The sequence below is a fragment of the Parajatrophihabitans canadensis genome (assembly GCF_053764775.1).
On the sequence record NZ_CM132445.1, the window covers coordinates 1,180,042 to 1,206,328 of the forward strand.

Genomic DNA, 26,287 nt, shown 5'->3' on the forward strand with positions numbered 1-26,287 from the left:
TTGGGCGATCGCAGCCGGCCTTCACGATTGGGGGCCGCGACTTCATGCGCCCCATTACCCAAGACATGTACGGCATCCCGCGTGAGCGGGTCATCGGCAGCAGCAGCACCTTCGCCTAAACCGACGACTGGACCGTCCTCAGTATGAAGAACGACTGGGCGACGGTCTTCCCGCCACATCCGTCCGCGAGCAACGCGACTTAGACACGAGCAGCTCCGATAGCGAGCCTGCTAGTCGCGTCCTACCCGGGTTACGATCCAGCATGGCTTCGGCAAGCGGCTCGGAGAGCACGCGGTTGTTCGGTCGTGACCGCGAGTGCGCCGCTGTGCTGGGCCTGCTGGACGAGGCTCGGGCCAGCCGCAGCGGGGTGCTGGTGCTGCGAGGCGACGCGGGTTGCGGCAAAACGGCGCTTCTGCGCTATGCCCGCGAGAACGTGAGCGACTTTCGAACCGTCGGGTTCGCAGGTGTGCAGTCGGAGATGGAGCTCCCTTTTGCTGGTCTGCAGCAGCTGTGCGCGCCGCTGTTTGATCGGCTCGAGCGGTTGCCACCGCCGCAAAGAAGAGCGTTGGAAGTGACGTTCGGCCTGCGCGACGAGGCGGCGCCCGATCGGTTCCTGACCGGGCTCGCCGTCCTCACGTTGCTCGCCGACGCCGCCGACGAGCAGCTGCCGCTGCTTTGCCTGGTCGACGATGCCCAATGGCTCGACCGTGCGTCATTGGAGGTACTGACCTTCGCCGCGCGCCGCCTGGTGGCCGAGCCGATTGCGGTCGTCCTCGCCTGGCGGGACGGTATGGAAGGCCATCTCGACCTGACTGATCTGCAGACGTTGCGGTTATCCCCACTAGGCGACGGTGACGCCCGCCGAGTCCTGTTGTCCACAATGCATGGGCGTCTCGACGAGCAAGTGCAGCAGCGCATCATCGCCGAAGCGCGGGGCAACCCACTCGCATTGATGGAACTGCCTCGGGCGCTGATGCCGGCCGATTTCGCCGGCGGCTTTGCCGTGCCCGATGTCCGACCGACATCACTCGCGATCGAGCGAAGCTTTCTGCGCCGCCTCCACTCGTTGTCCGACGACTCACAGCTGCTGGTACTGGCAGCCGCTGCCGAACCGGTCGGTGACGTGCAGGTGCTGATGCGTGCCGCCGACGCACTCGGCGTCGAGGTCGATGCTCTTCGACCCGCCCAGACGGAAGGACTCTTGGAGGTCGAAGCGCGCGTCCAGTTCCGCCATCCCCTTGTCCGCTCAACGATCTATCAGGCGGCCTCGCCCGAGGCGCGGCGCAGGGTGCACCGCGCCCTCGCGGACGCGACCGACGGCGAGACCGACGCCGACCGGCGAGCGTGGCACCGCGCGAACGCCGCCGACGGTCCGGACGACCAGGTTGCGGACGAGCTCGAGCGATCGGCGAGCCGAGCGCGGGCACGCGGCGGGGTCGCTGCTGCGGCAGCGTTCCTGGAGCGGGCAGCCACGCTCTCCCTCGACCCGCTCAGGCGTCGCGACCGGGCGCTCAGCGCCGCGGAGATGAAGGTTCAGGCCGGTGCACTCAAGGACGCAGCAAGGTTGTTGGCCGTCGTCAACACCGGCCCGGACGACGACTTGTTACAGGCTCGATCCCAGTTGCTCCTCGGGCACATCGCCTTCGCGACGAAACGCGGCAGCGAGGCGGCCTCGCTGCTACTCGCGGCCGCTCGGCGGTTCGAGCCGCTCGACGCCCTCGCCGCCCGCGAGACCTATCTCGAGGCGCTCATGGCCGGCCTGTTCGCCGGCCGCCTTGCGGTGGGCGCCGGAGTCGTCGAGGTCGCGAGCGCCGCCGCCCAACTGCCCCGGCCATCCTCCCCACGTCCCGCGGACCTACTGCTCGACGGCATGGCGCGCTTGTTCACCGAAGGACACGCGGCGGCCCGACCTGTGCTGCAACGCGCGATCAAGGCCGTCCGCGATCCCGAGCTTCCGCACGAGGAGCAAGTGCGATGGTTACCCATCTCCTGCACCGCGAGTATGGAGCTATGGGACGACGAAGGGTGGTATCAGGACACCGCGCGCTACGTCGACGTCGTCCGGGACAGCGGCGCGCTCAGCGACCTTCCGTTCTGCCTGCATCACCGCAGCGTTGTCCTCGCGTTCGCCGGCGAGTTGACGACCGCAGCAGAACTCATCGATGAGGCAACGGCGATCATCGAGGCGACGGGGAGCTTGCTCACGCCGGACGCCGCGCGGGCGGCGCTTGCGGCGTGGCAGGGTCGCGAGGAGCAGACGCGGGCCATCGCTGCGACCTGCATCGCCGACGTCGCAGAGCACGGAGAACACGGGGAGGGTAGCCGACTGACGGTCGCGTATTGGGCGCTCGCCCTGTTGAACAACGGACTTGGCCGCTACGAGGAGGCGCAAGCCGCGGCCGAGCTCTCGACCGCGTATCCCGCTGAGCTGAGCTCGAGCTGCTGGGGACTCGTCGAGCTCATCGAGGCGGCGGTTCGTTGCGGGTCGGTCGAACAAGCCCGCGAAGCGTTGGAGCGGTTGTCGAGCGTGACGCAGAGCGTGCAGAGCGATTGGGCGCTCGGGATCGAGGCGCGTTCCCGCGCGCTTGTCACGGACTCCGAAGATGCCTATCGCGAGGCGATCGACCGGCTAGGCCGGACCCGGATGCGGGCCGAGCTCGCCAGGGGCCACCTCGTCTACGGCGAGTGGTTACGACGGCAGCAGCGACGCACCCCGGCCCGCGAACAGTTGCGCATTGCCGCCGCCATGATGACCGACCAGGGGATCGACGCCTTCGCCGTTCGGGCTGTACGCGAGTTGCGTGCGACCGGCGAAAAGGTGCCCAACCGACGCGCCGAGCCTCAGGGCAAACTGACGCCGCAGGAGATACAGATCGCTCGCTACGCTCGTGACGGGCTCTCCAACCCGCAGATCGGTGAGCGCCTGTTTCTCAGCCCCCGCACCATCGAATGGCACCTCGGCAAGGTGTTCACCAAGCTCGGTATCGCCTCTCGCCGAGAGCTTCAGGACGCGCTTGCACAATCAGGAGTGGGACCGCGCTTCGCTGGAGGATTGGTGTCCGACGAGCGGGGCGTCGACCCGCCGCAATAGCCACGGATGATCATTCTGACCGGATGGCAACGGCTCGCAACACCTGCAGCGAATTGCTGGATCACCAACGTCGCCAATGGTGTCCGTCGAGGTCAAGTCTGCCGGAGGCCAGAACGATGTCGAGATGGTGGTTGGTGGGTCGGCGCTTTCGGCCGAGCGTCTCCGGTAGTTCGGCGCCGAGACCGAGATGTAGGCCGTAGTGACGTTCGTGCCATTGGTAGCCCGGTTGGCAGAGTGGTACGGCTGCCGGCACCGCCATCGACTGGCCGAGCCCGGTTTCGATTACGGTCCTGAGCGCCGGCACGGCGGTGATGACGGCTCGTAGATCGGCGACGAGCTCGCGCCGTGCGCCTTCGACCTCGTCCAGTCGGCCGTTGTTGAAGGTGAGTTGAAGTTCCCCGGGGCGGATGCGGCCGTACTTCAGGCCGAAGGGCAGCGTCCCGATGAGCCAACCGTCGAGGTCAAGGACGCCATCGACCGATCGGGGTCGGCAGGCGACTTCGCCGCTGGGCAGCATGTAGTCGTAGTCCTCCAATCCGCTGTACTCGACCCATCGACTGTTGGCGCAGTCGATCATCAGCTCAGCAGCCGATTCAGGACGGGACCGGTAGGTCAGCATCTCGGCGCTAGCGACCGTGTATCGCGTTCGCTGGCACCTGAGTTTGACGTCAGCGGGCGCCTCGGCGAACAGGACGGGAAACGTGTCGTCCCACACGTCGAAGCAGATACGCAACCGTGAACTCGGCCAGCGTGCGTACGCCATCAGAGCCGTTTGGTAGTCGACGCCCTGGTGGTCGGCGCGCCCATCGTGGACCGCGAACTCGAGGAAGCCGACGCTTGGATCGGTGCGTAATGCCAGTCCAGCTTTCTCCACAAGTGCCGGTGAGGTTTGGCCGAGAACGAAAAGTTGGGTCGAACCCAGTTTCGGCAGGAGCCGACGACGCATAGTGCGATGGGCGGGCAGTTCCAGTGCGACGAGCCACCGGGTGATTCCGGGTGGGAGGTATTGCGTGAAGTTGTCGATCGCGCGGTCCCAGTTCTCCTCCGCAGACACCTGGCGTGGGGAGTTAGATCCAGAGGCTTTTCTTGGGAGGAGGCGCGACCTTGGGGGCTGCATCAGCGCCGTCCCCGTCCTCATCCTCGGCAGTGATCTGCTCGTCACCGAAACCTTCTTCTTCGAAGTCCGCGGCACGGATCTCAAGGTCGGCCTGTACCTGCGTGGGGTCCGGCGGAGGCGGTGGCAAATACCCGTCAACTAGTTCGGTCACGCTCTGCTCGCTTCGATTGACCCGAACCAGGATCGATAGCGGCAGAATCCCGAACACGCCCGCCTTTCGGCTGAAGGTGAATACGACGTCGACCAAGTCACCGCGGTTGCTGATCAGCGCGCCGCCGTATTCGTGTCCCTCACCCGCTCGCCGGACGAGCAGCTCGCTCACTGTCTCATCGCTAACGGCCACAAGCAGGGCGGACAGTCGGGCGTCACCGTTCTGCTCGACGATGGCACGTAACCGGCTAACCTCCTGCGAGAATTGGCTGTTGCCGTCCATACGGCGCCCCTTCGAACACGATCAGTCAGTTACCGGAAGTATGCGCGGCACCGGTTGCTCAACGCAATGTCTCGGACCGACGCACCTCAGCAAGGAGTTCTCGCCGGACCAGCTATCGCGACTATCGTCGTAGCGGTGTCGCGCTAGCGACCAAGCGTAAGGCAGGTAGCGATGACCACGATGACCGATCTCGATCCGACGACTGAGCGGCTGTGCACGCTCATCGAGGATCTGCCCGAGCAGGATCTCAGCCGGCCGACGCCGTGCACCGAGTACACGGTCGGTGATCTGCTTGACCATCTCGCCGGGGTCACGGTCGCCTTCGGCGGTGCCGCGGTCAAGTCGAGCGGTGAGTCCTCGACGATGGCGCCTTGGGGCGATGCGTCGCACCTCGATCCGGATTGGCGCACGGTGCTACCGCAGCAGCTGCGGGACCTGGCCACAGCGTGGCGCAATAGCGAAGCATGGACCGGGACGGCTCGGGTCGGCGGTCAGGAACAGCCAGGAGACATAACCGGAATCATCCTGCTCGGCGAACTGGTCGTGCACGGCTGGGACTTGTCGCGCGGCGCCGGATTGGCGTTCGACGTCGACGCGGCCACGTTGGTGCCTCTCCACGACCTGATCTGTCAGGTCTTCGGCCCGGCATCGGACCCGGCGGCACGCGGGCCAGCCTTCCAACCGGCAGTGCCGGTGCCCAACGACGCCTCGATGCTGGATGAAACGTTAGGGATGCTGGGACGAGACCCCGCCTGGGCACCCTGCTGAAGGGCCAACCGGCGACGAGGTCTTGCGGCTCCGGCGTCGCCGAGTCGGCGCGCCGTGTCCTTGCATCGCTTCTGGTGGTGGACAGTGACGAGATGGCTGCACCGGGTCCGGGGAGGACGAGGCGACATTCGCTCAGCGGTGTGAGCACCGGGTTCCGGCTGGGCATATCGGTCGCAGTCGGTTTGGCGATCGCTGTGATCGTGTTGCTTGCTGGCTCGGCCAAATACGCTCCCGCGGTCGGATGGGATGCCGCCGCACTCACGTTGCTGGCGTGGGTGTGGTTCACCGTGTGGCCGATGGGCAGTGAGCAGACAGCGGCGAACGCCACTCGGGAGGACCCCAGCCGCGCCGTCAGCGATCCTCTTCTGCTCGGTGCCGCGGTCGTGAGCCTGGCTGCCGTCGGCTTCTTCCTCCTGCAAGCCGGTTCGGCGAAAGGGGCGTCTCAGGATTTCCTCGCGGGGGTAGGGGTCCTCACGGTCGCGTTGTCTTGGCTTGTCGTCCACACTGTTTTCACGCTGCGCTACGCGATGTTGTATTACACCGGCAGAGACGGTGGCGTGGACTTCAATCAACAGGCGCAGCCTTGCTACAGCGACTTCGCCTACCTGGCGTTCACCATCGGCATGACGTTCCAAGTGTCTGACACCGACCTGAAAACTCCGGCCATCCGCGCCACCGTCCTGCGCCAGGCGTTGCTGTCCTACCTGTTCGGCGCAGTCATCCTCGCCACCACCATCAACCTTGTCGCAGGCCTAGCCAGCAGCAGTGGCGGCTGACCAGCACCCCTTGGGCGATGGCAGCCAGCTTTCACGAATCGCTGGCAGGGCCTTGCAGTCGTGGGTCGAGGTCGGCGGCGCGTTCATGCAGCCGTTGGGCTTCCGCGTTCTCAGTCTCGGCTTCGGACAGGCGTTCGCGGGCCTCCTGCTCCCTGTCGGCGGCACGCAATTCGGCTTCGGCCCGTTCGCGTTGCGCTAGAGCGACTTGCTCGTCGGCGGCCGCGTGGGCCGCGCGCGCCTTGACGGCCCGCTGCTCGGATTCCGCTAAGTGCTCCTGGGCTTGGGCCTGGTTGCGTTCGGTGGTACGCGCTCGCATCCGTGGCAGCAGAACGAGCGCACCGATGGCCAGAACCACAATGACAACGACAATGACGATGATTACGATCTTCATAGTTACTCCTTCTTGCTTCGGAGTGTTGGCTCCTCGACGTGAGCCGTATCTTCGATGTGGGCCGCGCTTAGTACCAGTAGCGGCGGCCGCCGATCTCGCGTCCGGCCATGCCGAGTAGCGCAAGAATCACACCGATGACGACAAGGACGATCCCGATGGTCCAGAGGATCGGGATTCCGGCCACGAAACCGATGATGAGCAGGATGAGTCCGAGAACGATCATGAGGATCTCCGGCGGCAACGGCGGGCAACCCGGTTGTTGTGGGTGCGACGCACGACGTCCAAACATAACCACTACTACGGCGGATGCGCCATACCCAAATGGGCTTTACCGCGAAAATCGGAAAGTAGGATCGACCGTCGGCAGTCTTGCACACCATGGCGTCTACTACGATAGCCGTAGGAGTCGCGCAGAATCTGCGCTAGGGTCCATTGGACGGTGAACAACCACCTTCTCGCTGCGTTGCCTACTCGACGGCGCGCGGAAGGAGCGACGGCGTGACCGACCAGATTGAGTTTTCCGTCAAGCAGGCCAGCGACAGTCGAGCGATGGAGTGGTTAGCTCGTTTCGGACTCGCCGTACGCGGAATTGTCTACCTTGTCATCGGTTGGCTGGCTGTGCAGATCGCGCGCGGGCGCCATTCGCAGGAGGCAAATCAACGGGGCGCGTTGGCGACTGTCGCCCATCAGCCTGCCGGACGCGTCCTGCTGTGGCTCCTCGGGTTCGGTTTTGCGGCGTACGCGTTGTGGAGGCTGAGCGAGGCGGCATTTGGGACCGCGAGCGAAGGGCGAAAGGCCGGGCCGCGGTTGCAATCCCTTGTCAGGGCAATCATTTACGCCACCTTCGCGGTCACGACTTTCGCGTTCATTGCCGGCAATTCCCACCAGACGCAGCGACAGCAGCAAGTGACCGAAACCGCGAAGCTGATGAAACACGACGTCGGCCGGTGGCTGGTCGGCGCGATCGGTCTGGTAGTGGTGATCATCGGACTCGGCATGGTCGTAGAAGGGTTGCGGCAGAAGTTCCAGAAGCAGCTTCGGATGGGTGAACTTCACGGGATGGGCCGAACAGCTGTGGTTGCCCTCGGGACGATCGGCACGACTGCGCGAGGCATCGTGTTCGCGGTCGCCGGTGGCCTCGTCGTTGAAGCCGCGGTGAATTACGAACCTCAGGAGTCGACGGGATTGGACGGCGCTTTGCGGACGCTGGCTGATCAAGCCTACGGGCCGTGGATTCTCGGTGCGCTTGCGATCGGCCTCATCGCCTTCGGCGTGTACGGCCTGGCCGCTGCGCGATTCGCGAAAGTCTGAGCGGGCACGAATGTCGACGGATAGCCACACCAGCGACCATGCATTGCCCAAATGGTTTCTGACAGACGGCGAGCGGCGCAACGACGCCTCTGATATCAGGCCGTGGACGACCGGAAATCTGGTCGAGCCACTCGTAGATGGGGCAACGTACTTTGCGCGGCTGTACCAGGAATTGTCCACGGCTGGGCGTGCGGATCATGTCTATGTGGCCGACTTCCGCGGGGATACGGCTGAGCGGCTGAACGGCCCCGGGACCGCTGTCGGGTTCGTGCTCTCTCAACTGGCCAGACGCGGGGCGCTGGTGTTTGGCCTGATCTGGCGCTCTCAGCCCGATTGGCTCGATCAGAGCGAGGGCGCTAATGCCGAACTCGTCCGGGTTGTGTCTGACGCGGGCGGAGAGATGCTGCTCGACTCGAGGACGAGACGGGCCGGGTCCCATCACCAGAAGTTCGTGATCATTCGCCATCCCGATACGCCCACGGGCGATGTGGCGTTCATCGGTGGGATCGATTTGGGCTTCAGTCGCCACGACAGCCGTGAGCACGGGGGTGACCCGCAAGTCATGGCATTTCCTGAAGTGTACGGCGATCGGCCGCCCTGGCATGACGTTCAGGCAGCGATCCACGGGCCGGCCGTCAATGATGTTGAACATACGTTTCGTGAACGGTGGTACGGCAGCACCGCCCTTGACCTGTCCAGCCCGCTTCGGATGCTCATCGACCGGGCCTACCACGCCGGCAAACTCGTCGGCCGTGAGTTGCCCGCACAGCTACCCGACCCGCCGTCCGCGGGATCACACGCGGTTCAAGTCCTCCGCACCTACCCAGCCCGTCTTCGTCGATATCCCTTTGCTCCATTGGGTGAAAGGAGCATCGCCCATGCGTACCGAAAGGTGTTCGCGCGCGCGAAGCGGCTGATCTATATCGAGGATCAGTATCTGTGGGCTCCGTTCGTTGCCGAGCTGCTCGCCTCGGCGCTGCGGAACAACCCCGACTTGCACCTGATCGCGGTAGTTCCCCGATATCCCGACAAGGCCGGCGCCGCCAGGTTACCCAGCCTGGTCGGCCGCGAACAGGCCATCAAGCTCTGCCGCGCAGCGGGACATGAGAGGTTCGCGATCTTCGATGTGGAGAACCCGAGCGGAAATCCCGTGTATGTGCACGCGAAAGTCGTTGTCATCGACGACACCTGGGCCATGATCGGATCGGACAACCTCAACCGGCGGTCTTGGACTCACGACAGCGAATTGTCTTGCGCGGTACTGGACAGCGAATACGACCCTCGAGAACCGCACGATCCTGGCGGCCTCGGCGACCGAGCACGAAAGTTCGCGCGCGAGCTCAGGTTGAGCCTGTGGCGCGAGCACCTGGATCGCGAGGCGCACGACGAACTCGACGATGTGCTCGACCCGGCAAAGGCATTCGCGGTCATGCAGCACAGCGCGGAGACACTGCAAGCCTGGTACGACGCTGGCAGTGTGGGACCTCGTCCACCTGGGCGGCTGCGACCGCACGTCCCCGAGCGTCTGCCAGCGCGACATCGACCGTGGGCGGTCCCCGTCTATCGATGGCTGTACGACCCGGACGGGCGGTCGATTCGCGACCGCGTCCGTCGCCGTCCCTGACATTTGGCCTGGAGGTACCGATGACCGCACCACCGGTCAACCGCACGAGAGACGGCAGCAGGCGCAGCTGGCCCGACGTCAGAAGGGCCGCATTTCGGTTGGTGCCGGCAGCGGTTCTGGTCTGGCTCGTGATGTGCAGCGTCGGTTATCTGCTAGTGCATCCGTTGACCCGTGCCGGATTCACCAATTGGGAGGGGGGCGCGGACCGTTGGTTCGCCCATCATCGCAGCGCCACCTGGAACAGCATCACCAACTTCGCCAGCCTGGCTGGTGACACGCCCGCAGCGATCGGCATAACGGTTCTCGCGTTTATCACATTGCGCCTGCTGCTGCACCGATGGGCGGAGGCAATCCTGCTTGCGGTGGCGATGATCGGGGAGGTGTGCATCTTTTCCAGTACGACCATCGTCGTCGGGCGCAACCGCCCAGCCGTCGCCCACCTGGACGGATCCCCACCGACGTCGAGCTTCCCCTCTGGCCATACCGCCGCATCCACAACGCTCTACACAGTGCTGGTCATCGTGGTCTTCACCTGCACTACGCGGGCAGCCTGGCGCGCGCTCGCCGTCGCCCTGGCCGCGTTTATCGTGCTGTCGATCGGACTGTCTCGCCTCTATAGAGGAATGCACTACCCGAGCGATGTACTCGGCGGTGTGATGCTGGGCTTGCTCTGGGCCGCTGCGACATCGCTGGTCCTGCTACCGACAAACACCACTGAACATCGTGGCTGACGTCGACGTGCCCCAATGAACCAGCCAGGCCTTCAGAGCGACGATGCAGCCCGACGGTTCGGCGTCCGGGGTTTGCTGGCCTTCACTGCTGTCTTTCTGATAGCAGTGCCATTCGGCACGCTGGTCCTTCTGTTGCGGCAGAAAGTCGCCTGGTTGCGCAGGATTGACTTGACCGCCGCAGCGAACCTGCACGACTTCGACGAGCGACACCCCGGTTTTGTGACCACGATGAAAGTGATCACGAACTCGGGGTCCTCACTGGTCTGGCTGATCGTCTTGACCCTTGCCGGGCTGTGGCTGCTATACCGAAAGCTCTACCGGCTCACCGCATTCCTCGCGGTTACCGCGATCGGCGGTTCATTGCTGAACGGCGCCATCAAACAGGCAGTGGGCCGCACGCGCCCGGTGCTCGTAAATCCGATCGCCACCGCGACTGGCAAATCCTTTCCAAGCGGGCATACCCAGTCAGCGATGGTGAATTATGGGATTCTGCTGCTGGTCTTCCTGCCGGTTGTAAGCCGACGCTGGCGACCTCTCATCATCGTCGTTGCGTCGATCATGGTCGGCCTGATCGGCTTCTCTCGAGTCGCGCTCGGCGTGCACTACGTCTCCGATGTAGTCGGTGGGATCATCATCGGAGCCGCCTGGCTGCTCGCCATGACTGCAGCGTTTTCGGCCTGGCGCCGCGACCGGCAGTTGCCGCCCGTCACGCCCGCCGACGGCCTTGAGCCAGAAAACTCCGAACGGTTGAAACCCGATTCGCCATGACCACCGCAGCACGCCCGTGCGGCGTGGTGGAGCTGCTCAGGGCTCACCGAGAGTCCGCCCTTAGCTGACCGGTTCTCAGCCAACCATGGGGGCGATTAGCTCGCTGGGCAGTCGGCCTGGTGTTCGACGACAGCGCCCGGCCCAGGACAGATCTCTGTTTCTCTGCCGTCTGCGTAGCGGACGGTGAAGATCGATTGCTCAGCCCCAAAATCACGGATCTCAACTATCTGAACAGAATGTTCAGCCTCGCCCACAACGCGCCCATGTACATGCAGCCGGTCTCCCACGTGTGCCCTCATAGCCACCTCCAGCGACACCAACCAGTATGCGCGCCACGGCCCCGGTTGATACCTGGCTTCAGCGGGCCAGTCTGGCACCGTCTCGCCACACCACCCGCCGAGGAGGCTCGACTAGCCCGTACGCGTAAACAGTGTGCGAGTTACGCACACAGCTGCGTAGATCTACGGATCCGCACACGAGCTGAATCGCCAACACTAGGTAGAGCCAATCCACCTTCCCTAGCGAGCACATCATGGCCAACCAGACAGGTAACAAAACGTACGAATCCCTAACCGATGCATCTAGCCTGAGCCCGGCTCAACGTGTGTGCGACGCTGCTCGACATCTGTATGACGCTGAATGCGCCCTCCATATTGCGCACCAGACTGGCGTTGACTTCTGGATCTCGGCGGCATCTGATCGCCTGCACGACGCGGTGCTCGAGCTGAACGAGGCGGAGCGCCTCCTTGAGGCAGCCGAGTCTCGCCGGCCGGCCGCATGAATCACAGCACCTCACGCGGCGCCGAGCAGGTCTTGCGACTCTGGCCGTGCAGCGTATGCTTTTCTGTTGCGCAGCAGCGAGAATCCAATCCAGGTAGCTGGGCTTGCGTCTGACCCGGCGCGATCGACGAGCGCCAAGGCCACCGCGGAGTCCGCACTGAGGCATGTCGGTGAGGGGGTATCTGCTCCACACAATTTCTTGAAGCCTGGGCTGAGTTTCAGGCCAATTGTTCGACCTGTCAGCCCTCGTGCGGGCGCTGGTTCGGTAACCGAGGCCCGCGAATGGACGAAAGGGCAGGTCGTTGAAACGTGTCGCGAGGTTGATGGTTGGTGTTTCCTGCGCGTTGGCTGCGACTGCCATCGCGTTGCCCGCAAATGCGATGAAGAGCACCGTGACGGCGCACGTTGCGCAGAGGTCCGCGCCTGTCTCGCAGGCTGTGGAAGATCCCCTGTGTGTCGGACACTCGTCACTGTGCGCCGACCCTTACGACAGCCCGGGCGGTGAGTATGTCGGACATGATGAGCCATCGATCGAGTTCAAGTCCGGCGTGCGAGGCTCGGGCAACGACATCACTTACACCATGACACTGCCTACTGAACCTGTGGTTAAACCCACCCCGAGCGGCGCGGGCGGTGGCACATGGAACTTCCAGCTCAGGCCGACATTTTGGTTCGGCCTGACGCTCTGCGACAGCGAGTCCGCACCGGAGTTCAGCAAGACTTGCGTGCCTGATTCCGATGCCAACGACCTGGTCGGGACCAACCCGGCCGCGGCGGACTACATCGGAAAGCATCCGGGAAACGCCTTCATGGAATTGCAGTTCTACGGCCCCGGCTACGTTCCGCAGTTCGAGGGATTCGGCTGCACCGCCCATCAGTACTGCGCGGCCATGACCATCGACAGCCGTACGGTCAACCAAAATACGGGTACGGAAAACACCGCCGCCTGCAACAACTACGTCCTCGGCGGCCCTGAACCGATCAACTGGGCCTACATCACCAAGAATGGTCAGTCGCAGGCACCGGCGAACCCGTTGTTCACCGGAACCCTCTCGAGTCCTAACCTGAGCGCAGTGAATCCGGATCTGAACAAGGACCTGCTGATGAGCCCCGGAGACCGGGTTCGCATACACATGTATGACACCCGAGCCGGCTTGCGCATCGACCTGAATGATTTGTCGACCGGCCAGCGCGGATCGATGACCGCATCGATCGCTAACGGGTTCGGACACATCCTCTACACGCCTGGAGCCAGCACCTGTCAGCAGAGCCCCTATGCGTTCCACCCCGAGTACTCGACGGCCAACCCGCGAGGTAACACCTGGTCGGCGCACACCTACAACGTGGCGATGTCAGATGAGATCGGGCACTTCGAGAATTGCTTGCAACTCGATGCGGATTTCAATTGTGCGGTGCCCGGCGCGCAGGATCGTGGCGGGCTGGACGAAGATGATGGAAACAATTTCTGTGTCCCCGCTGAGGATTCTACGCTCATAAAGATCAACGGTTGCCTTAGCTCAGATGAGGATTTCGACGGCCAGTCCTATCAGAAGGATTGGCCTGGCACAGATCGGAACGTGTTGCGCGACCGGTTACTGCACCCGTCGCCAGTACTGTTTACCAGCCCGCTGGCGAACGGACGAACGAACTTCTCGACGATCGCGTTCGAGACTGATCTACCTCGAATCGAGGCGGCCGACTCGCAGGACAACCCGCCGTTCTGCGACACGTCCACCGGAGCCAACTGCGTTAACCCGCCCAACGGCGCGAAGTTCTATCCGCTCTTTACGACGCGCAACGTCCTCGGGACGTGCACCTGGCAGCAGGGCGGCGCCTTCATCCCTGGCACCACCAACACCTTCGGCGGAAGCTCAAAGACCGAATACGGACCGCTGCTGAAAACCGTCTACCCGGCGGCTGGATTCACGACGGTCACCCGATACAACAACTTCAATAGCGGCGACAAGGCCAACCCCTGCCGCGTCCGTTAGCCGTGCAGGCTCACACCGTCCGCGTCATCCGCTAGCGAGTCAGGGCTGGCGGCTGGCGGGGTTCGGTGATTGAGTCGGGGCGTGGTAATCGATCATGTAGTCGTCCTATGTCTTGAGAACCGGTCTTTCGACCACATGCTCGGTTATCTCGATCATCCATCGCCCGATTTCGAGGGACTTCTAGGCAGCTATGACAACCCGGGGTGGGACGGCGGGCCGCGGGTGGCCGCTTCTCCCGATGCCAAGAAGGTGCTCCCGTTCGGGCCGGACCACTCGCACGACGCCGTCATGGAGCAGCTCTCGGTGAATCGGTCCGGGCCGGAGTGGCGCCCGACCAACCAGGGTTTCGTGACGAGCTATGAGCGCAAGGCCCGCGGCCTCGCCCCGCCAAGGATGAGCGGCATCTTCGCCCCGATCCTCAATCGGCTCTCGGCCCTCAAGGTCAAGAGCCAGGCGACGGGGAGCGGACGCGGACCGCTCGCGATGCTCTGCCAGCCAATGCAGAACGTACCGGTGCTCAGCCGCCTTGCGCTCGACTTCGCGGTGTGCGATCACTGGTTCTGCTCGGTGCCTGGCGAGACATGGCCCAACCGAAACTACCTGCACGCGGCCACTTCTGATGGCGAGACCGACATCGAGCCACGCCCCTATCTCAACCCGACCATCTTTGAACTGCTCGAGGAACATGGCCACACCTGGCACATCTATCACGACGACACGCCCCAGGTGTGGGCCTTCCCCAAACTGTGGGATACCCCCGAGCGCCACGCGAAGTGGTATCCCAGCAACCGGTTCGCCGAGCATGTCGCGGCGGGCCAACTGGCCGCGTATTCCTTCATCGAGCCCAACCACCGGCCCCCGTTTCACACTCTGGATCATCAGCCGTTGCTCGGCGAGGGCCCAGACGTGAGCACGAGCCAACACCCTGAGAACAACCTGGTGTCCAATGCGGCCTACGACGAGTTCGATCCTGCTACCGATACCGACTTTGCCCGCGGTGAAAGCCTGATCGCCAACGTCTACGAAGCCCTGCGCGGCAATCCGGACCTCTTTGCACGCACGCTGCTCGTCATCACCTACGACGAGCACGGCGGGTTGTTCGACCACGTCCCACCGCCGGACGGCGTGCCAGCACCCGGTGACGGGCGCAGCGGACTGGGTCGACTGCTGCACGCACTGTGGCATCGCTCGGTGCATCCGTTCGACTTCACCCTGCTCGGCCCACGGGTACCGACCGTTCTCGTCTCTCCGCTTATTCCGGCTGGCACGCTGGTGAGCCGGATCCACGATCATGCGAGCGTGCCGTCGACCCTGCGTGCTCTGTTCGCGCCGGACGCGTCTCCGCTGACTGCGAGGGATGCCTGGTCGCCGCCGTTTCACGACGTGGCGAGCTTGGCCGAGCCTCGGACCGATCTACCCGACCTCTCTGCGTACCTTCCCGCGGTGCCGCTGGTCTCCGCGGCAAGCAATGCAGGAAGTCGCGCCGCACGCACCACCTCAGTGGCCGATGCGGCCCGACCCGTTCCGCTCGCCGCCCCGGTTCCGACGCACTACCAACCCTTTGTCGCGCAGGCTGAGAAGGTACGCGCTCACCTCGTCGCAATAAATGAGCCAGAGGCCGGGGCGGTCAACGCAACCTCAGACTCAGTACGAGCGAGTCAGATCACTGCGGCGTTCAGCGACGCGGCTCATCGTCACCGCCATCCCGACGAGGTTCACCCTTAATGCAGGGGGAGCGACTGGGTGTGCTCGATGTGCACCGCCTGTAGGGACTTGGGGTCGAGCCCCAACAGGTTCAAGATCGTCGGAGCGATCTGCGTCGTCAGGACCGGTGCGTGGACGGTGTTCTGATGTTGCACTCCTGCTCCAGCGACCACCAGAGCGATGTTTCGATCGTCTGCGGTACCGCCGCCATGTTCGGCGATCTTTGAGACGCCGCCGGTGTACACGACGCCTGGTTGCACGACCCCTACGAGATCGGGTGCGTGCGTATCGCCGGCTGGCGCCTGGTAGTAATCGTCGGCGGCTCGTCCGGTGAAGACGGTCCGCAGCCCAGACGACTTCACCGTTGCCGAGAAGGTGCCCTTCGGATCGTTGATCAGGTTGGCCGGTGCCGAGTGGCTGAGCAGGAACTGTTTGGCGAAGGCGAGCGCAGCCGGACTGTGATCGGACAGCCACCACAGCATGGCGTCGTCGTCGACCGAGAATGCCACGAGTGGCGTGGACGACTTCGGGTGCTGGACCAACCAGGCCGCATTGACTGCATCGACGATGGCCCCGTCATCGACCCGCCGGAGTGTGGTGGGGTCGATCGGAGATTGGCCATGCTTGGCCGAGAGAATCACGGTCGTGTTGCGATCGAGGCCCTGGCTGTGAATCTGTGACTGCATGGCGCCAACCTGCGTGTTGATGTAGTTCAGCGCGTTGGACAGTAGGGGCCCAGGTGTGCCGTCTGGTTTGTAGCCTCCGGTCAAGCCGTCCGAGCTCGGTAACTTCTCAGCTGTGGAGACGGTTTGGAAGTTCATGCCAAAGATGGCCGGCACACCGACGTGCTTGGCGCCCGAGTGATCCAGACCGCCGATTTCGTTGAGGACGGCCGCCACTTTGGTGCTGTCATATTCCTGCGTCAATGCATTGTCGGTGGTCCAGTCGTCACCGGTTGCGTCGGCAACACTGTTGATCTCGGGAGTGAAAAGGTCATCGATCCCAGTTCCGGACGGACCGTTGAGAATCTCATACGCTGGGTGCTTGTCCGACCAAGCCGTCCGCAAGCCCTTGGCGTGCGCCACCTCGAAGACGGTATTCACTCGGAGGTAGTCGCTCGGATAGACCGGGAGGCAAGTGGCCGGGTCGATTGGAAGCGATGCCGGATCCAGCAGCGTTTGCGGAGTTGGCGTCATCTTCAAGATGGCTTTGGTGATTGCCGGAGCATCGGCGAGCGTCTGCGCCTTGGTGTTCGTTGGCAATGCGGTGAGCGCCGGATCCGTCAATTTCTGGCCGGCGTCGAGCGTGATCGGATCATGGGATCGATCGGCTGCTTCGGTCCAGGGCACTTCGGTGCCGGGTGTCGCGCTCGTGCAGTCGGTCGTGCCGGGCGCCAGCAGCGTGTGGTTGTAGGTGTCGTCGTAGTACACACCTGATGTACCGGGCCCGCCGCCGGTCAGTTGGGCGATCATGCCCGGGAACGAGTCCGAGGGAAGCGTCGTCTGTGCTGCGGTGTAGTCGATTCCGCGTTCGACTAGCGAAGCGAGAGCCGACTGGGGGTGAGCGTGGACGTACCACGCAAGATCGGTGGCGTGTAAACCATCCACCGACAACAGCAAGACGTGCTTGGCGGGCGGCGCGGGCTTTGCGGTGGCAGTTGCACTGATTCCGACAGCGGAGAGTGCGAGACCACAGCTAACCGCGACGGCGATCGTACGAGAACGCATGGGTTCCTCCTTCGACGGCGACTCCTACCAATGTTGTAGTAGTACGTCTCGAGATGAACCTGCATATTTCTGACGGGAAAGTGAACAGTTGGTTACCGGGAGCTAGGCGTCGAAGCGGGTGAGTCGCACGGCGGCGAGAACGATCGCGACCGCCGTCCAAGCGCATAGCACCGCTAGGCCGGCCCACGGTGAGAGGTGGGTGGTGTCGGGATGCCCCCAGAACGCCTCGCCTGCATTGTTCGGTAGGTACGGACCGATGTTGTTCGACCAGCTCTTGGGCAGCAGTCCGAGGATGGGCGGAATGACAAAGAACAGTGCGACCAAGCTGGATATGCCGGCAGCGGTATTGCGGAGCAGGCAGCCGAGCGCCATGCCGATGATCCCCACCAACAGCAGGTAAATCCCTGCCGCGATGACCATGCGGAGCGCGCCCGGGCTTGAGATTCCGACGCGCAGGTTGTGCCCGGTCAGCAGTGCTTGCCCCACAAAAAACGAGACGAACGTCGGAAGCACAGACGCCGCGCCGACGACCCCGGCGAAGACGGCGATCTTGGCCCACAAGACCGGTAGTCGTTTGGGCGTAGCGGTGAGCGACGCGCGGATCATTCCCGTCGCATACTCGCCACTGATGAGCAGGACACCCAGGACGCCGACCGCGAGTTGGGAGATCAGCACCCCGTTCAGACTGCTGACTACGGCGTTGAAACTTGCACGGTCGCCAGGGTCAAGCTGTGTCCAGTGAGCGGCAGTGACGGCACAAATCAGCGCGCTTACCCCGATGGTCAGCACGATGGATACCAAAAGGATGATTTTAGTGGACCGCAGCGAACGAAACTTCGTCCACTCCGATCGGATGACCCGGGCCTGAGTGACCTTCATGCCCGAGAACGTGGGTCGAGTCGCGGCGCCAGATGAGACGGTCGTCGTCATCGGAGCTCGCCCGTGGGGATGGCCCGATCTTCGGCTGCGGTTGGCGTCGGTGTGGCGTGGGCGTGATATTCCACGGCGCTGCGCGTGAGTTCCATGAACGCTTCTTCCAATGACGCCTGCTGGGTGGCGAGCTCGTGGACGCGGATGTGGTTTTCCCAGGCGATGTCGCCGACCTGCTCAGCGCTCAGCCCGTGAACCTCAATCTGCCCTGGTGCGATCTGGACCACGCCGACGTCCGGGCTCACCAGCAGTCGCTGGAACTCGGTTGCCTGCGGAGTACGCACGGAGACGACGTTTCCAGATGCTTGTGCGACAAACTCAGCCACCGTCGTGTCCGCGATCAGCTGGCCGCGGCCGACGACAATCAGGCGCTGTGCAGTAAGCGCCATCTCGCTCATCAGATGCGATGACACGAATACCGTTCGGCCTTCGGACGCCAGGGCTTTCAGCAGGTTACGGACCCAGAGAATGCCTTCCGGGTCCAGGCCGTTGACCGGCTCGTCCAGGATCACCGTCTGTGGATCACCGAGCAATGCGGAGGCCACGCCGAGACGCTGTCCCATGCCGAGCGAGAATCCGCCCACACGCTTCTTGGACACCTCGCTGAGGCCGACCAGGTCGATGACCTCTGCGACCCGCCGTTTCGGGATGCCGTTGGTCTGGGCGAGCGCCAACAGATGGTTGTACGCCGAGCGACTGGTGTGCACCGCTCGTGCTTCGAGCAAGATACCGAGCTCAGCCATTGGTGCGCTGGCGTCGCGATAACGGCCGCCGTTGACCGATACCGAGCCGGCAGTCGGCGCGTCGAGGCCAGCAATCATCCGCATGGTCGTGGACTTTCCGGCGCCGTTGGGTCCGAGGAATCCGGTGACAATGCCGGGCTGCACCGTGAAGGTGAGGTCCTTGACCGCCACCTTCTCGCCGTAGCGCTTGGTCAAATTTCGGACTTCGATCATGGCTGCCTTTCCAATTGACCTTTTCCGCGAGCGGAAACGGTCATCAAGTATTCGTTCACTCCGTCGCGATCCGACCTCGTTACTACTACTTTCGAAATAGTAGTTGTCGATCCTGAGAGAACGGCGAGGGCAGGTGGCAACGCCGCGCGCGGACGCCAGCGATGGCCCTTGACCGAAGTTCTCTAGTTATCTACCCTCCTAGATAACTAGAGGAGTGTCGTCATGCTTACGTTGCGACTATCGGCCAAGTCGAATATCCCGCCCTACGTTCAGATCGTCGAGCAGGTTCGCCAAGCACTGCTGACCGGTGTGCTACGGCACGGCGATCGTCTTCCGACGGTCAAGGAGGTCGTCGGTTCGCTGGCGATCAACCCGAATACGGTGCTGAAGGCGTACCGGGAGCTCGAACGAGACGGCCTGGTCGAGGGCCGTCAGGGCATCGGCACGTTTGTGCTCCGGCGTCCGGATGGTCCGCCACCCGGTACCCATGCACTGCTGGCCCGCAGTTTGGCCGCGTGGGTGTCCAAGGCGCGTGCTGCCGGAATGGGGGACGTCGATATCGAGAGCATGATGCGCTCGGCATTGGCGGTTGTCGTGGACGAGGCGAGCGCATGACGGCGACGGCGGCGACCAGGCCGATGGAGGCGATCGTCACGCACGGTGTGGGACGGCGCTACGGAAACAAATGGGCCCTACAGGATTGCACGTTCGCCATCCCCGAGGGTCGTGTCTGCGGCCTCGTCGGGGCAAATGGCGCGGGCAAGACGACCCTGTTACGGCTGCTCGCCGGGCTCTCCACGCCCAGCGTCGGGTCAGCCGAGGTCGCCGGGCGCGGCCCAGCTGACACCGAGGAGTTTCTCAGTGATGTCGGGTTCCTGGCCCAGGAGATACCGCTCTACCGGCGATGGAATTCCGAGGACCACTTGCGGATGGGTGCTGCGATGAACCCGCGGTGGGACGATCATGCCGCCCGGGATCGCCTGAGGGCGCTGCAGATTCCGCTTGAACAACGCGTCGCGACCTTGTCAGGCGGTCAGCGGGCACAGGTCGCGCTCGCGCTATGTCTGGCAAAACGCCCCCGTGTACTGCTGCTTGATGAGCCGGTCGCCGCGCTCGACCCACTGGCTCGGCGAGAGTTTCTGTCGAGCGTCGTCGAGGCAGTCGCCGAGGGCGATCTCACCCTTATGCTTTCCAGCCATTCGGTGGCCGATCTCGAACGGGTCTGCGATCACCTCGTCGTGCTCGCTGCAGCCCACACGATGCTGGCCGCCGATATCGATGAGGTGCTGTCCTCTCATCGCGTCCTGACGGCGTCTCGTCGCGACACCTCGATGATCGAGCGCGAGCACATAGTGCTGCGAAGAGAGCAGACAGCCCGCCAAACTACCTTGTGGGTACGGCTGAACGGGCCGGTGCACGACCCGGGATGGCAGGTCGAACCGCTGAATCTGGAAGACATCGTGCTCGCCTATCTCGGCTCGGACCGATCCTCGGCCGACCACCTCGGCGTGGCGGTGGTGTCATGACCTGGTTGCTGTGGCGCCAGCACCGCGTGTCGGGAGCTTTGGCTGCCGGTCTGTTGGCGATATTCGGAGTGTTGCTATGGGTCACCGGCGTCACGATGGCCCACGACTACCGCACTGCGCTGTCCGAGTGCGGCAAGGTCGGCACTGACTGCAGCGGCCTGAACCTCTTCCAGGGCGACGGCGCCGTCATCGACCTCGTCAACCTGACTGTCGCCATACCCGTCTTGATCGGTGTGTTTTGGGGAGCGACCTCCGTTGGTCGTGAATACGACGCCGGAACGAACCTGCTCGTCTGGACTCAATCGGTCACCCGTCGTCGCTGGATGTGGGCGAAGGTGCTCACCCTTCTGTCGTCCTCCCTGCTGGTCGGAGCGGCGCTGAGCGGCATGGTGACGTGGTGGTCGGGAACGCAGAACTCCTATCACCAAAATCGATTCGACCCGCTGCAGTTCGACATACAGGGTCTGATGCCGGCCTCGTACACGCTTTTCGCAGCCGCTCTGGGCTTGCTCGCCGGCGTGTTGTGGCGGCGAGTCCTGCCTGCGATCGTCACCACCGTCGTCGGCTTCGTCGCGGTGCGCTTTCTGATCGAGAATTACCTCAGGCAGCACTACGCCAAGGCTGTCACGACCATCGACCCAGCCGTGGTCAACGGCGATCAACCTCGCGGCGCCTGGTCATTGCACGGCGACCTACTACACAACGGGTCTGTGGTCAGCGGCCCGATCCCGGTACCGCGGGACTGCATCGCGGTACAGAGCCGAGCCGAGATGACCGCCTGCCTGCAACGCAACGGCTACCACTTCAGCCAGACCTACCAGCCGGCGAACCGTTACTGGACATTCCAGTGGATCGAAAGCGGAATCTTCGTTGCTATCGCAGCTGTTTTGGTCGCCATCGCAGTCATCACGGTTCGCCGCCGCGACGCGTGACTACACGCCGGCGGCGGTGACGATGGCGTCTGTGGCGAACCCGGCGAGCATCCCTAGCAGCAGGCCGTACGCGAGCAGGTCGGGTCGCTTGGCCCGGGCCGCGATACCCAGCAACTGCGCGACGACGTAGATGATCGACCCGGCGGCCAAGGTCAAGAACACGACGGAGACAGCTTCGCTGGTGAAGCCGTGCCCGATCCAGGTGCCGATGAAGGTCGGGCCGCCGCCGATGGCCGCCATGCTCAACAGGAAACCCCATGAGGGCCGGCGGACGGAGCCACTCGAGTCGGTGTCCGCGGCGAGCGGCGCTACGATCCCGAACCCTTCCGTTGCATTGTGCAGCGCGAAGCCGATCACGAGCATGGTGGCGAGCCCGATTTCGTTACTCGCTGCGGACTGCCCAATGGCCAGGCCCTCAGCGAAGTTGTGCAGCCCGATACCAACCGCGATCAGAAGTGAGAGGCGGCGTGCCGCTGACCAGGTCGCCACTCCGCGCGGCCGACGAACGGGCCTCTCGTGCACAGACATCGCGCCTGGCCCGACGGCATGAGCTTTGGCGGACTGAGCCGCGATGTAGCGGTCGTAGGCAACCAAGCTCAGCAGGCCTACGGCAAGGCCGCCGGCGAACAATGCACCGTAGCCAAGGACCGGCCCGAGGCCGCCGGTGTGTTCGTGAGTCGCGACCAGAGCAGAATCAATTGGCTCCCACGCGGCGGAAAACACGTCCCAAACCAAGAACAACAAGACACCGACGGCGGTTGCGTTGAGAAAGGCCCGCACACCGGGAAGCGGCCTGCGGAGCCGGCCAACCGGCATGCCAATGAGAATCGTTACCCCGGCGATGAAACCGAGTAGAAGCGTCTTCGACAGGTCCACGAACTCTCCAAAGGTAAGCCTCACCTAATGACATTGGTGAGGATCCCTTAACAAGCGCAACAGCGCAAGCCCGCGGAGGTGTGAGCCCCGGCAAGGTCGCTCAGCTCACTGTCGAGCCGGGGGTTTTAGGCGAAATTCGTGGCATTCACCGACATCCTGTGTTGTTGCTGTTATGTTGTCGTTGCCAACGGCAGCCGACACAGCTGCGCGCGGGCGAGGCACCACCTCTCGGTGGGCCGGCTGATCGAAACAGGCGATCAGTTCGTGAAGAACTGGAACTCGATCATGACATTTGGTGCCAGCTTTCTGCTGATCGCGGTCGGCGCGATCCTCAAGTTCGCCGTCACTTCCCAGGTCAACGGAATCGACTTGGGAACGGTAGGAGTAATTCTGATGATCGTCGGCGCTGCCGGGTTGTTGCTTGGCCTCGTCCTCATGATGAGCCGCAGACGAACAGATGTGATTAGCCGACCGGGCCACACGACGTACGTGGAACCCGTCGATCCTCAGCTCTGATTCGATCGATTCACAAGGTCCGCATCGTCAGACTGACTTCGACGACCTGGCTCCCGGCGGCGCGAGTCGATACGGTGGATGAGGTCGCCGAGGTCGGGTCGTGGTCGGCCCTGATAGCCGCTCGCCACCTGCTCGTCGTTCTCCTCGGGTACGTGACCGATCACGACGATCGAGGAGGCGGCGTATGGCAGACGAGGCAGAGATGCCCACTGCGGAGCAGGTCGCTGCCGCTGAGTCGGGCGCGGCCACTCATGCCGACGAGCCGCACGCCTCGGGGATGGCCGGGCGGCTGAACTGGCTGCGCGCTGGCGTGCTCGGAGCCAACGACGGCATCGTGTCCGTGGCAGGCATTGTTGTCGGCGTAGCGGGGGCGACCACTTCGCGCGGACCGATCTTCACCGCCGGGCTCGCCGGTCTGGTCGCTGGGGCAGTCTCCATGTCGCTGGGGGAGTACGTCTCCGTGAATAGCCAGCGCGACGCCGAGACGGCCGAACTGAGACAGGAAAAGCGCGAGTTGGCGACAATGCCGGACGAGGAGTTCGCCGAGCTCATCGCGATCTATGAAGCCAAAGGCCTCTCGGCGCGGACCGCGGAACAGGTCGCGGCCGAGCTCACCGCGAATGATCCGCTGGCCGCGCATCTCGACGCCGAGCTACATATCGACCCGCACGACATGCCGAACCCGATCCAGGCGGCCGGCGCATCCGCAATCTCATTCACCATCGGTGCGGCGCTGCCCCTGATTGCCATCTTGCTGCCGACGCAGGCTTGGCGGGTACCCGTCACCTTCATCGCCGTGCTCATCGCGTTGGCAATCACGGGCGCGGTTTCTGCCCGTTTGGGCAGCGCAAACGTACGCCGGGCGGTACTACGCCTCGTGATCGGCGGCGTTCTCGGTCTCGCCGTCACGTACGCGATCGGTTCAGCCTTCGGAAACGCACTGGGGTGACCCGCCGACGATCGGCCGCTACGCCCGTTCGACGTCGCGCTAGCTGCTCTTGGTGTCTGCCGCTCGCGGCAGCCGCAGGGTGAAGGCGGTCGCGCCGGGTTCGCTCGTCGCGGTGACGGCGCCGCCGTGGGCTTGGACGATGGCCTCGACGATGGCGAGCCCCAGGCCACTTTCGCCGCTGGTGTGTTCGCGGGCGCTGTCGGCGCGGGCGAATCGTTCGAAGATGTGGGGGAGGAACGCGGGGGGTATGCCCGCTCCGTTGTCGGCGACGACGAGCGTGACGTCGTGTTCGCCTGCGCGCAGAGTGACGGTGGCTTCGGTACCGGATGGGGTGTGCTCGATGACGTTACCGAGCAGGTTTACGGCGACTTGCCGTAGCGAGTTCTCATCACCGCTGACGATGATCTCGCGCTCTGGCAGGTCGAGCTGCCAGTGATGCTGTGGGTCGAGGGCTTGGGCGTCGAGGGCCGCGTCGAGCACGATTCGAGTGAGGTCGACCGGTGCGTGCTGGAGGGGGCGACCCGAGTCGAGCCGGGCTAGCAGCAGCAGATCGTCGACGAGTGCGCCCATGCGGATCGACTCGGCGCTGATCCGCCCGAGGGCCTCCTCGACGTCGGGCCCGAGATCTCGGCCGGTCAGCTGGGCATATTCGGCGTGGCTGCGGATCACGGCAACCGGTGTTCTGAGTTCGTGACTGGCGTCGGCGACGAACTGCCTCAGCAGGGTCTCGGAGTTCTGCCTTTCGGTAAAAGCCGATTCTACGTGTTCGAGCATGCTGTTGACGGCGTCGGTGACCTGCCCGACTTCGGTGCCGGGGGCGGTGTTCACCAGAGGGGACGGAAGCTGGACGTGTCCGCTGCCCAGGGGCAGGTCGGTCACCTTGCGGGCAGTGCGGGACACCCGATCCAGAGGCCGAAGCGTCAGCTTGACGCAGAGAGCGCCCGCGACCGCGGTCAGCGCCACCGCGATGACAAAGACGACCGTCTCGATGAGAGTGAGACGGGCGATCGTGTCATCGACGCCACGTTTGGGCAGGCCGGTGATCTGCAGGTCGTTGTCGCGGCCTGCGGTCACGATCACCCGGTACTCGCCCAAGTCGGGCAGATGCACGTCGCGTGGGCCGCCGACAGTCAGATGGCTGAGGACGGCGCGGTCGGCGGACGACACGGTACGGGTGGTTGATTCGTCGGTGACGATGCCGGCGTCCGTGACGACGCCGCCAGCGATCCGCGCACCGAGCGTGCCGCTCGCCTGGCCCACCACCGCGCTGAAGTCGTTGTCGGCGTCGTGGTCGTTGGGGTGCTCGAGGGAGACAGCGTAACGGTCGCCAGCCAGCACGAGTTGTTGATCGAGGCGGTTGACGAGGTAAGCATGCAATGCCAGCGACGTCACTACCGTCAACACCGCGCAACTGAACAGCAGCAGGGCGACCAGAACCGCGGTCAGTCGGCTGCGCAGACTCAACCGATGTATCCGCCCGCTGATCCCTCGGCGAACCCGGTCAGTCGGCTCGGTCACGTGGCCGGCTTGAGGACGTATCCGATGCCTCGGACCGTGTGAATGATTGGCGGTCCGCCGTTGTCGAGTTTCTTGCGGAGGTAGCTGATGTAGAGCTCGACGACATGGCCGCCGCCGCCGAAGTCATAGCTCCAGACCCGGTCGAGGATCTGCGCTTTCGACAGCACGACGCGCGGGTTACGCATCAGGAACCGCAGTAGCTCGAACTCCGTCGCCGTCAGGTCGATGACTTTCTCGCCGCGCCGGACCTCGTGCGCGTCCTCGTCCATCCGCAGATCGCCGACGACCAGACCGCCGCCCTCCGTCGGTCGGGCAAGTCCCGCGCGCCGGACCAGCCCGCGCAGTCGCGCGGAAACTTCCTGGAAGCTGAACGGCTTTGTCACATAGTCATCCCCGCCGGCGGTGATCCCGGCGATCCGGTCCTCCAGGGAGTCCTTCGCGGTGAGAAAGAGAACGCAGACAGCCGGATTGTGCTCACGCAACTGCCGCAGGACGTCAAGTCCGCTCGCGTCGGGAAGCATCACGTCCAGCACGACAACGTCCGGTTTGAACTCACGGGCCCGCGTCAGCGCGGTGGCGCCGGTGCGGGCTTGGACCGCGGACCAGCCGTCGAAGGTCAACATCCGGACCAGGACGTCAGCCAGGTTGGGTTCGTCTTCGACGATCAGGGCGCGCAAGGTCTCGCCGTCGGCGCCCAGCAGGGGCGATGCGGGTTCGCTCACGCGACCAGCATGACCCACCAAGTGCAGAATTCACCTCTGGGTTTCCTCTGAGCCAGCTCAGCTGCTGACCTCAAACTGCGCGGGGGAAGTTCGCATGACTAGTTCGGGCACAGCATCCGCAGAGCATTCGCAGAGCAACACCGGCCACAG

The 26,287-nt window shown here is 64.0% G+C and carries 25 protein-coding genes; 14 read left to right on the top strand and 11 right to left on the bottom strand.

Annotation, left to right across the window (positions count from 1 at the left end; all coding sequences use genetic code 11):
• Positions 1–262 precede the first annotated feature (262 nt).
• Positions 263–3,091 (top strand): LuxR family transcriptional regulator, encoded by a 2,829-nt coding sequence (locus ACSMXN_RS05760; protein ID WP_022914974.1) that lies wholly within the window; start codon positions 263–265, stop codon positions 3,089–3,091.
• A gap of 61 nt (positions 3,092–3,152) precedes the next feature.
• Here ACSMXN_RS05760 and ACSMXN_RS05765 read toward each other — a convergent pair whose 3' ends face one another.
• Positions 3,153–4,145 (bottom strand): hypothetical protein, encoded by a 993-nt coding sequence (locus ACSMXN_RS05765; RefSeq protein WP_022914973.1) that lies wholly within the window; start codon positions 4,143–4,145, stop codon positions 3,153–3,155.
• Positions 4,146–4,158: 13 nt separating this feature from the next.
• Positions 4,159–4,641 (bottom strand): hypothetical protein, encoded by a 483-nt coding sequence (locus tag ACSMXN_RS05770; RefSeq protein WP_022914972.1) that lies wholly within the window; start codon positions 4,639–4,641, stop codon positions 4,159–4,161.
• A 171-nt stretch (positions 4,642–4,812) separates the two neighbouring features.
• Between ACSMXN_RS05770 and ACSMXN_RS05775 the strand changes: the two genes are divergently transcribed.
• Positions 4,813–5,409: a TIGR03086 family metal-binding protein gene (locus ACSMXN_RS05775; RefSeq protein WP_022914971.1), complete on the top strand. Its 597-nt coding sequence runs from the start codon at positions 4,813–4,815 to the stop codon at positions 5,407–5,409.
• Between the two features lie 140 nt (positions 5,410–5,549).
• A complete protein-coding gene (locus tag ACSMXN_RS05780) occupies positions 5,550–6,185 on the top strand; it encodes a DUF1345 domain-containing protein (RefSeq protein ID WP_022914970.1) in 636 nt (211 codons plus the stop codon).
• Positions 6,186–6,216: 31 nt separating this feature from the next.
• Here the strand turns inward: ACSMXN_RS05780 and ACSMXN_RS05785 are convergent, their stop codons facing one another.
• Positions 6,217–6,576: a hypothetical protein gene (locus tag ACSMXN_RS05785; RefSeq protein ID WP_022914969.1), complete on the bottom strand. Its 360-nt coding sequence runs from the start codon at positions 6,574–6,576 to the stop codon at positions 6,217–6,219.
• A 67-nt stretch (positions 6,577–6,643) separates the two neighbouring features.
• Positions 6,644–6,799 carry a hypothetical protein gene (locus ACSMXN_RS05790; RefSeq protein ID WP_022914968.1) on the bottom strand — a complete coding sequence of 52 codons (156 nt, stop codon included), beginning with the start codon at positions 6,797–6,799 and terminating at the stop codon, positions 6,644–6,646.
• A 275-nt stretch (positions 6,800–7,074) separates the two neighbouring features.
• On the opposite strand from ACSMXN_RS05790, the gene ACSMXN_RS05795 reads away from it, so the two are divergent.
• From ACSMXN_RS05795 to ACSMXN_RS05810, 4 genes are read left to right on the top strand one after another with little or no spacing between them, the layout of a single operon-like run.
• A complete protein-coding gene (locus tag ACSMXN_RS05795; RefSeq protein WP_022914967.1) occupies positions 7,075–7,887 on the top strand; it encodes a DUF1206 domain-containing protein in 813 nt (270 codons plus the stop codon).
• 10 nt (positions 7,888–7,897) lie between these two features.
• Positions 7,898–9,511 (top strand): phospholipase D family protein, encoded by a 1,614-nt coding sequence (locus ACSMXN_RS05800; RefSeq protein WP_022914966.1) that lies wholly within the window; start codon positions 7,898–7,900, stop codon positions 9,509–9,511.
• 20 nt (positions 9,512–9,531) lie between these two features.
• The gene (locus ACSMXN_RS05805) at positions 9,532–10,242 is read left to right on the top strand and encodes a phosphatase PAP2 family protein (protein WP_196811408.1); all 711 of its coding nucleotides are present in this window, start codon (positions 9,532–9,534) and stop codon (positions 10,240–10,242) included.
• 15 nt (positions 10,243–10,257) lie between these two features.
• A complete protein-coding gene (locus ACSMXN_RS05810; protein WP_022914964.1) occupies positions 10,258–11,010 on the top strand; it encodes a phosphatase PAP2 family protein in 753 nt (250 codons plus the stop codon).
• A 95-nt stretch (positions 11,011–11,105) separates the two neighbouring features.
• On the opposite strand, the gene ACSMXN_RS05815 is transcribed toward ACSMXN_RS05810, so the two are convergent.
• On the bottom strand, positions 11,106–11,309 hold the full coding sequence (locus tag ACSMXN_RS05815; RefSeq protein WP_081649300.1) for a DUF1918 domain-containing protein: 204 nt from the start codon (positions 11,307–11,309) through the stop codon (positions 11,106–11,108).
• A gap of 804 nt (positions 11,310–12,113) precedes the next feature.
• Here ACSMXN_RS05815 and ACSMXN_RS05820 point away from each other — a divergent pair.
• Together ACSMXN_RS05820 and ACSMXN_RS05825 are read left to right on the top strand one after the other, a co-directional pair.
• The gene (locus ACSMXN_RS05820; RefSeq protein WP_022914961.1) at positions 12,114–13,781 is read left to right on the top strand and encodes a hypothetical protein; all 1,668 of its coding nucleotides are present in this window, start codon (positions 12,114–12,116) and stop codon (positions 13,779–13,781) included.
• Between the two features lie 81 nt (positions 13,782–13,862).
• On the top strand, positions 13,863–15,506 hold the full coding sequence (locus ACSMXN_RS05825; protein WP_196811407.1) for an alkaline phosphatase family protein: 1,644 nt from the start codon (positions 13,863–13,865) through the stop codon (positions 15,504–15,506).
• Here the strand turns inward: ACSMXN_RS05825 and ACSMXN_RS05830 are convergent.
• From ACSMXN_RS05830 to ACSMXN_RS05840, 3 genes are all read right to left on the bottom strand, one after another.
• Complete coding sequence (locus tag ACSMXN_RS05830; protein WP_022914959.1) at positions 15,503–17,212, bottom strand: alkaline phosphatase family protein; 1,710 nt, start codon at positions 17,210–17,212, stop codon at positions 15,503–15,505. The two genes, ACSMXN_RS05825 and ACSMXN_RS05830, sit on opposite strands and share 4 nt — an antisense overlap.
• A gap of 102 nt (positions 17,213–17,314) precedes the next feature.
• Positions 17,315–18,142, bottom strand: a complete 828-nt coding sequence (locus ACSMXN_RS05835; protein WP_022914958.1) for an ABC transporter permease subunit — start codon at positions 18,140–18,142, stop codon at positions 17,315–17,317.
• Entirely contained in the window at positions 18,139–19,098 is a 960-nt protein-coding gene (locus tag ACSMXN_RS05840; RefSeq protein ID WP_022914957.1) for an ATP-binding cassette domain-containing protein, read from the bottom strand. The genes ACSMXN_RS05835 and ACSMXN_RS05840 overlap by 4 nt, the downstream gene beginning before the upstream one ends.
• A gap of 222 nt (positions 19,099–19,320) precedes the next feature.
• On the opposite strand from ACSMXN_RS05840, the gene ACSMXN_RS05845 reads away from it, so the two are divergent.
• From ACSMXN_RS05845 to ACSMXN_RS05855, 3 genes are read left to right on the top strand one after another with little or no spacing between them, the layout of a single operon-like run.
• The gene (locus ACSMXN_RS05845) at positions 19,321–19,713 is read left to right on the top strand and encodes a GntR family transcriptional regulator (protein ID WP_022914956.1); all 393 of its coding nucleotides are present in this window, start codon (positions 19,321–19,323) and stop codon (positions 19,711–19,713) included.
• The gene (locus ACSMXN_RS05850; RefSeq protein ID WP_022914955.1) at positions 19,710–20,624 is read left to right on the top strand and encodes an ABC transporter ATP-binding protein; all 915 of its coding nucleotides are present in this window, start codon (positions 19,710–19,712) and stop codon (positions 20,622–20,624) included. Before ACSMXN_RS05845 ends, ACSMXN_RS05850 begins: the two co-directional genes overlap by 4 nt.
• Positions 20,621–21,556 carry a hypothetical protein gene (locus ACSMXN_RS05855; RefSeq protein ID WP_022914954.1) on the top strand — a complete coding sequence of 312 codons (936 nt, stop codon included), beginning with the start codon at positions 20,621–20,623 and terminating at the stop codon, positions 21,554–21,556. Before ACSMXN_RS05850 ends, ACSMXN_RS05855 begins: the two co-directional genes overlap by 4 nt.
• Here the strand turns inward: ACSMXN_RS05855 and ACSMXN_RS05860 are convergent, their stop codons facing one another.
• On the bottom strand, positions 21,557–22,432 hold the full coding sequence (locus ACSMXN_RS05860; protein ID WP_022914953.1) for a ZIP family metal transporter: 876 nt from the start codon (positions 22,430–22,432) through the stop codon (positions 21,557–21,559).
• Between the two features lie 138 nt (positions 22,433–22,570).
• Here ACSMXN_RS05860 and ACSMXN_RS05865 point away from each other — a divergent pair, with 138 nt between their 5' ends.
• Both ACSMXN_RS05865 and ACSMXN_RS05870 read left to right on the top strand, forming a co-directional pair.
• The gene (locus ACSMXN_RS05865) at positions 22,571–22,948 is read left to right on the top strand and encodes a DUF6458 family protein (RefSeq protein WP_196811406.1); all 378 of its coding nucleotides are present in this window, start codon (positions 22,571–22,573) and stop codon (positions 22,946–22,948) included.
• Between the two features lie 184 nt (positions 22,949–23,132).
• Positions 23,133–23,897, top strand: a complete 765-nt coding sequence (locus ACSMXN_RS05870) for a VIT1/CCC1 transporter family protein (protein ID WP_022914950.1) — start codon at positions 23,133–23,135, stop codon at positions 23,895–23,897.
• 39 nt (positions 23,898–23,936) lie between these two features.
• Here the strand turns inward: ACSMXN_RS05870 and ACSMXN_RS05875 are convergent, their stop codons facing one another.
• Together ACSMXN_RS05875 and ACSMXN_RS05880 are read right to left on the bottom strand one after the other, a co-directional pair.
• Positions 23,937–25,415 (bottom strand): sensor histidine kinase, encoded by a 1,479-nt coding sequence (locus ACSMXN_RS05875; protein ID WP_022914949.1) that lies wholly within the window; start codon positions 25,413–25,415, stop codon positions 23,937–23,939.
• Entirely contained in the window at positions 25,412–26,137 is a 726-nt protein-coding gene (locus ACSMXN_RS05880; protein WP_022914948.1) for a response regulator transcription factor, read from the bottom strand. The genes ACSMXN_RS05875 and ACSMXN_RS05880 overlap by 4 nt, the downstream gene beginning before the upstream one ends.
• Between the last annotated feature and the right edge of the window lie 150 nt (positions 26,138–26,287).

What these genes read in the sequence shown, in the direction of transcription:
- ACSMXN_RS05790 (WP_022914968.1), bottom strand. Translation starts at nt 6,799, where the DNA reads ATGATCGTTCTCGGACTCATCCTGCTCATCATCGGTTTCGTGGCCGGA.
- ACSMXN_RS05820 (WP_022914961.1), top strand. Translation starts at nt 12,114, where the DNA reads ATGGTTGGTGTTTCCTGCGCGTTGGCTGCGACTGCCATCGCGTTGCCC.
- ACSMXN_RS05870 (WP_022914950.1), top strand. Translation starts at nt 23,133, where the DNA reads ATGGCAGACGAGGCAGAGATGCCCACTGCGGAGCAGGTCGCTGCCGCT.
- ACSMXN_RS05815 (WP_081649300.1), bottom strand. Translation starts at nt 11,309, where the DNA reads ATGAGGGCACACGTGGGAGACCGGCTGCATGTACATGGGCGCGTTGTG.
- ACSMXN_RS05800 (WP_022914966.1), top strand. Translation starts at nt 7,898, where the DNA reads ATGTCGACGGATAGCCACACCAGCGACCATGCATTGCCCAAATGGTTT.
- ACSMXN_RS05770 (WP_022914972.1), bottom strand. Translation starts at nt 4,641, where the DNA reads ATGGACGGCAACAGCCAATTCTCGCAGGAGGTTAGCCGGTTACGTGCC.
- ACSMXN_RS05830 (WP_022914959.1), bottom strand. Translation starts at nt 17,212, where the DNA reads ATGCGTTCTCGTACGATCGCCGTCGCGGTTAGCTGTGGTCTCGCACTC.
- ACSMXN_RS05850 (WP_022914955.1), top strand. Translation starts at nt 19,710, where the DNA reads ATGACGGCGACGGCGGCGACCAGGCCGATGGAGGCGATCGTCACGCAC.
- ACSMXN_RS05845 (WP_022914956.1), top strand. Translation starts at nt 19,321, where the DNA reads ATGCTTACGTTGCGACTATCGGCCAAGTCGAATATCCCGCCCTACGTT.
- ACSMXN_RS05805 (WP_196811408.1), top strand. Translation starts at nt 9,532, where the DNA reads ATGACCGCACCACCGGTCAACCGCACGAGAGACGGCAGCAGGCGCAGC.
- ACSMXN_RS05775 (WP_022914971.1), top strand. Translation starts at nt 4,813, where the DNA reads ATGACCACGATGACCGATCTCGATCCGACGACTGAGCGGCTGTGCACG.
- ACSMXN_RS05840 (WP_022914957.1), bottom strand. Translation starts at nt 19,098, where the DNA reads ATGATCGAAGTCCGAAATTTGACCAAGCGCTACGGCGAGAAGGTGGCG.
- ACSMXN_RS05760 (WP_022914974.1), top strand. Translation starts at nt 263, where the DNA reads ATGGCTTCGGCAAGCGGCTCGGAGAGCACGCGGTTGTTCGGTCGTGAC.
- ACSMXN_RS05785 (WP_022914969.1), bottom strand. Translation starts at nt 6,576, where the DNA reads ATGAAGATCGTAATCATCGTCATTGTCGTTGTCATTGTGGTTCTGGCC.
- ACSMXN_RS05855 (WP_022914954.1), top strand. Translation starts at nt 20,621, where the DNA reads ATGACCTGGTTGCTGTGGCGCCAGCACCGCGTGTCGGGAGCTTTGGCT.
- ACSMXN_RS05835 (WP_022914958.1), bottom strand. Translation starts at nt 18,142, where the DNA reads ATGACGACGACCGTCTCATCTGGCGCCGCGACTCGACCCACGTTCTCG.
- ACSMXN_RS05810 (WP_022914964.1), top strand. Translation starts at nt 10,258, where the DNA reads ATGAACCAGCCAGGCCTTCAGAGCGACGATGCAGCCCGACGGTTCGGC.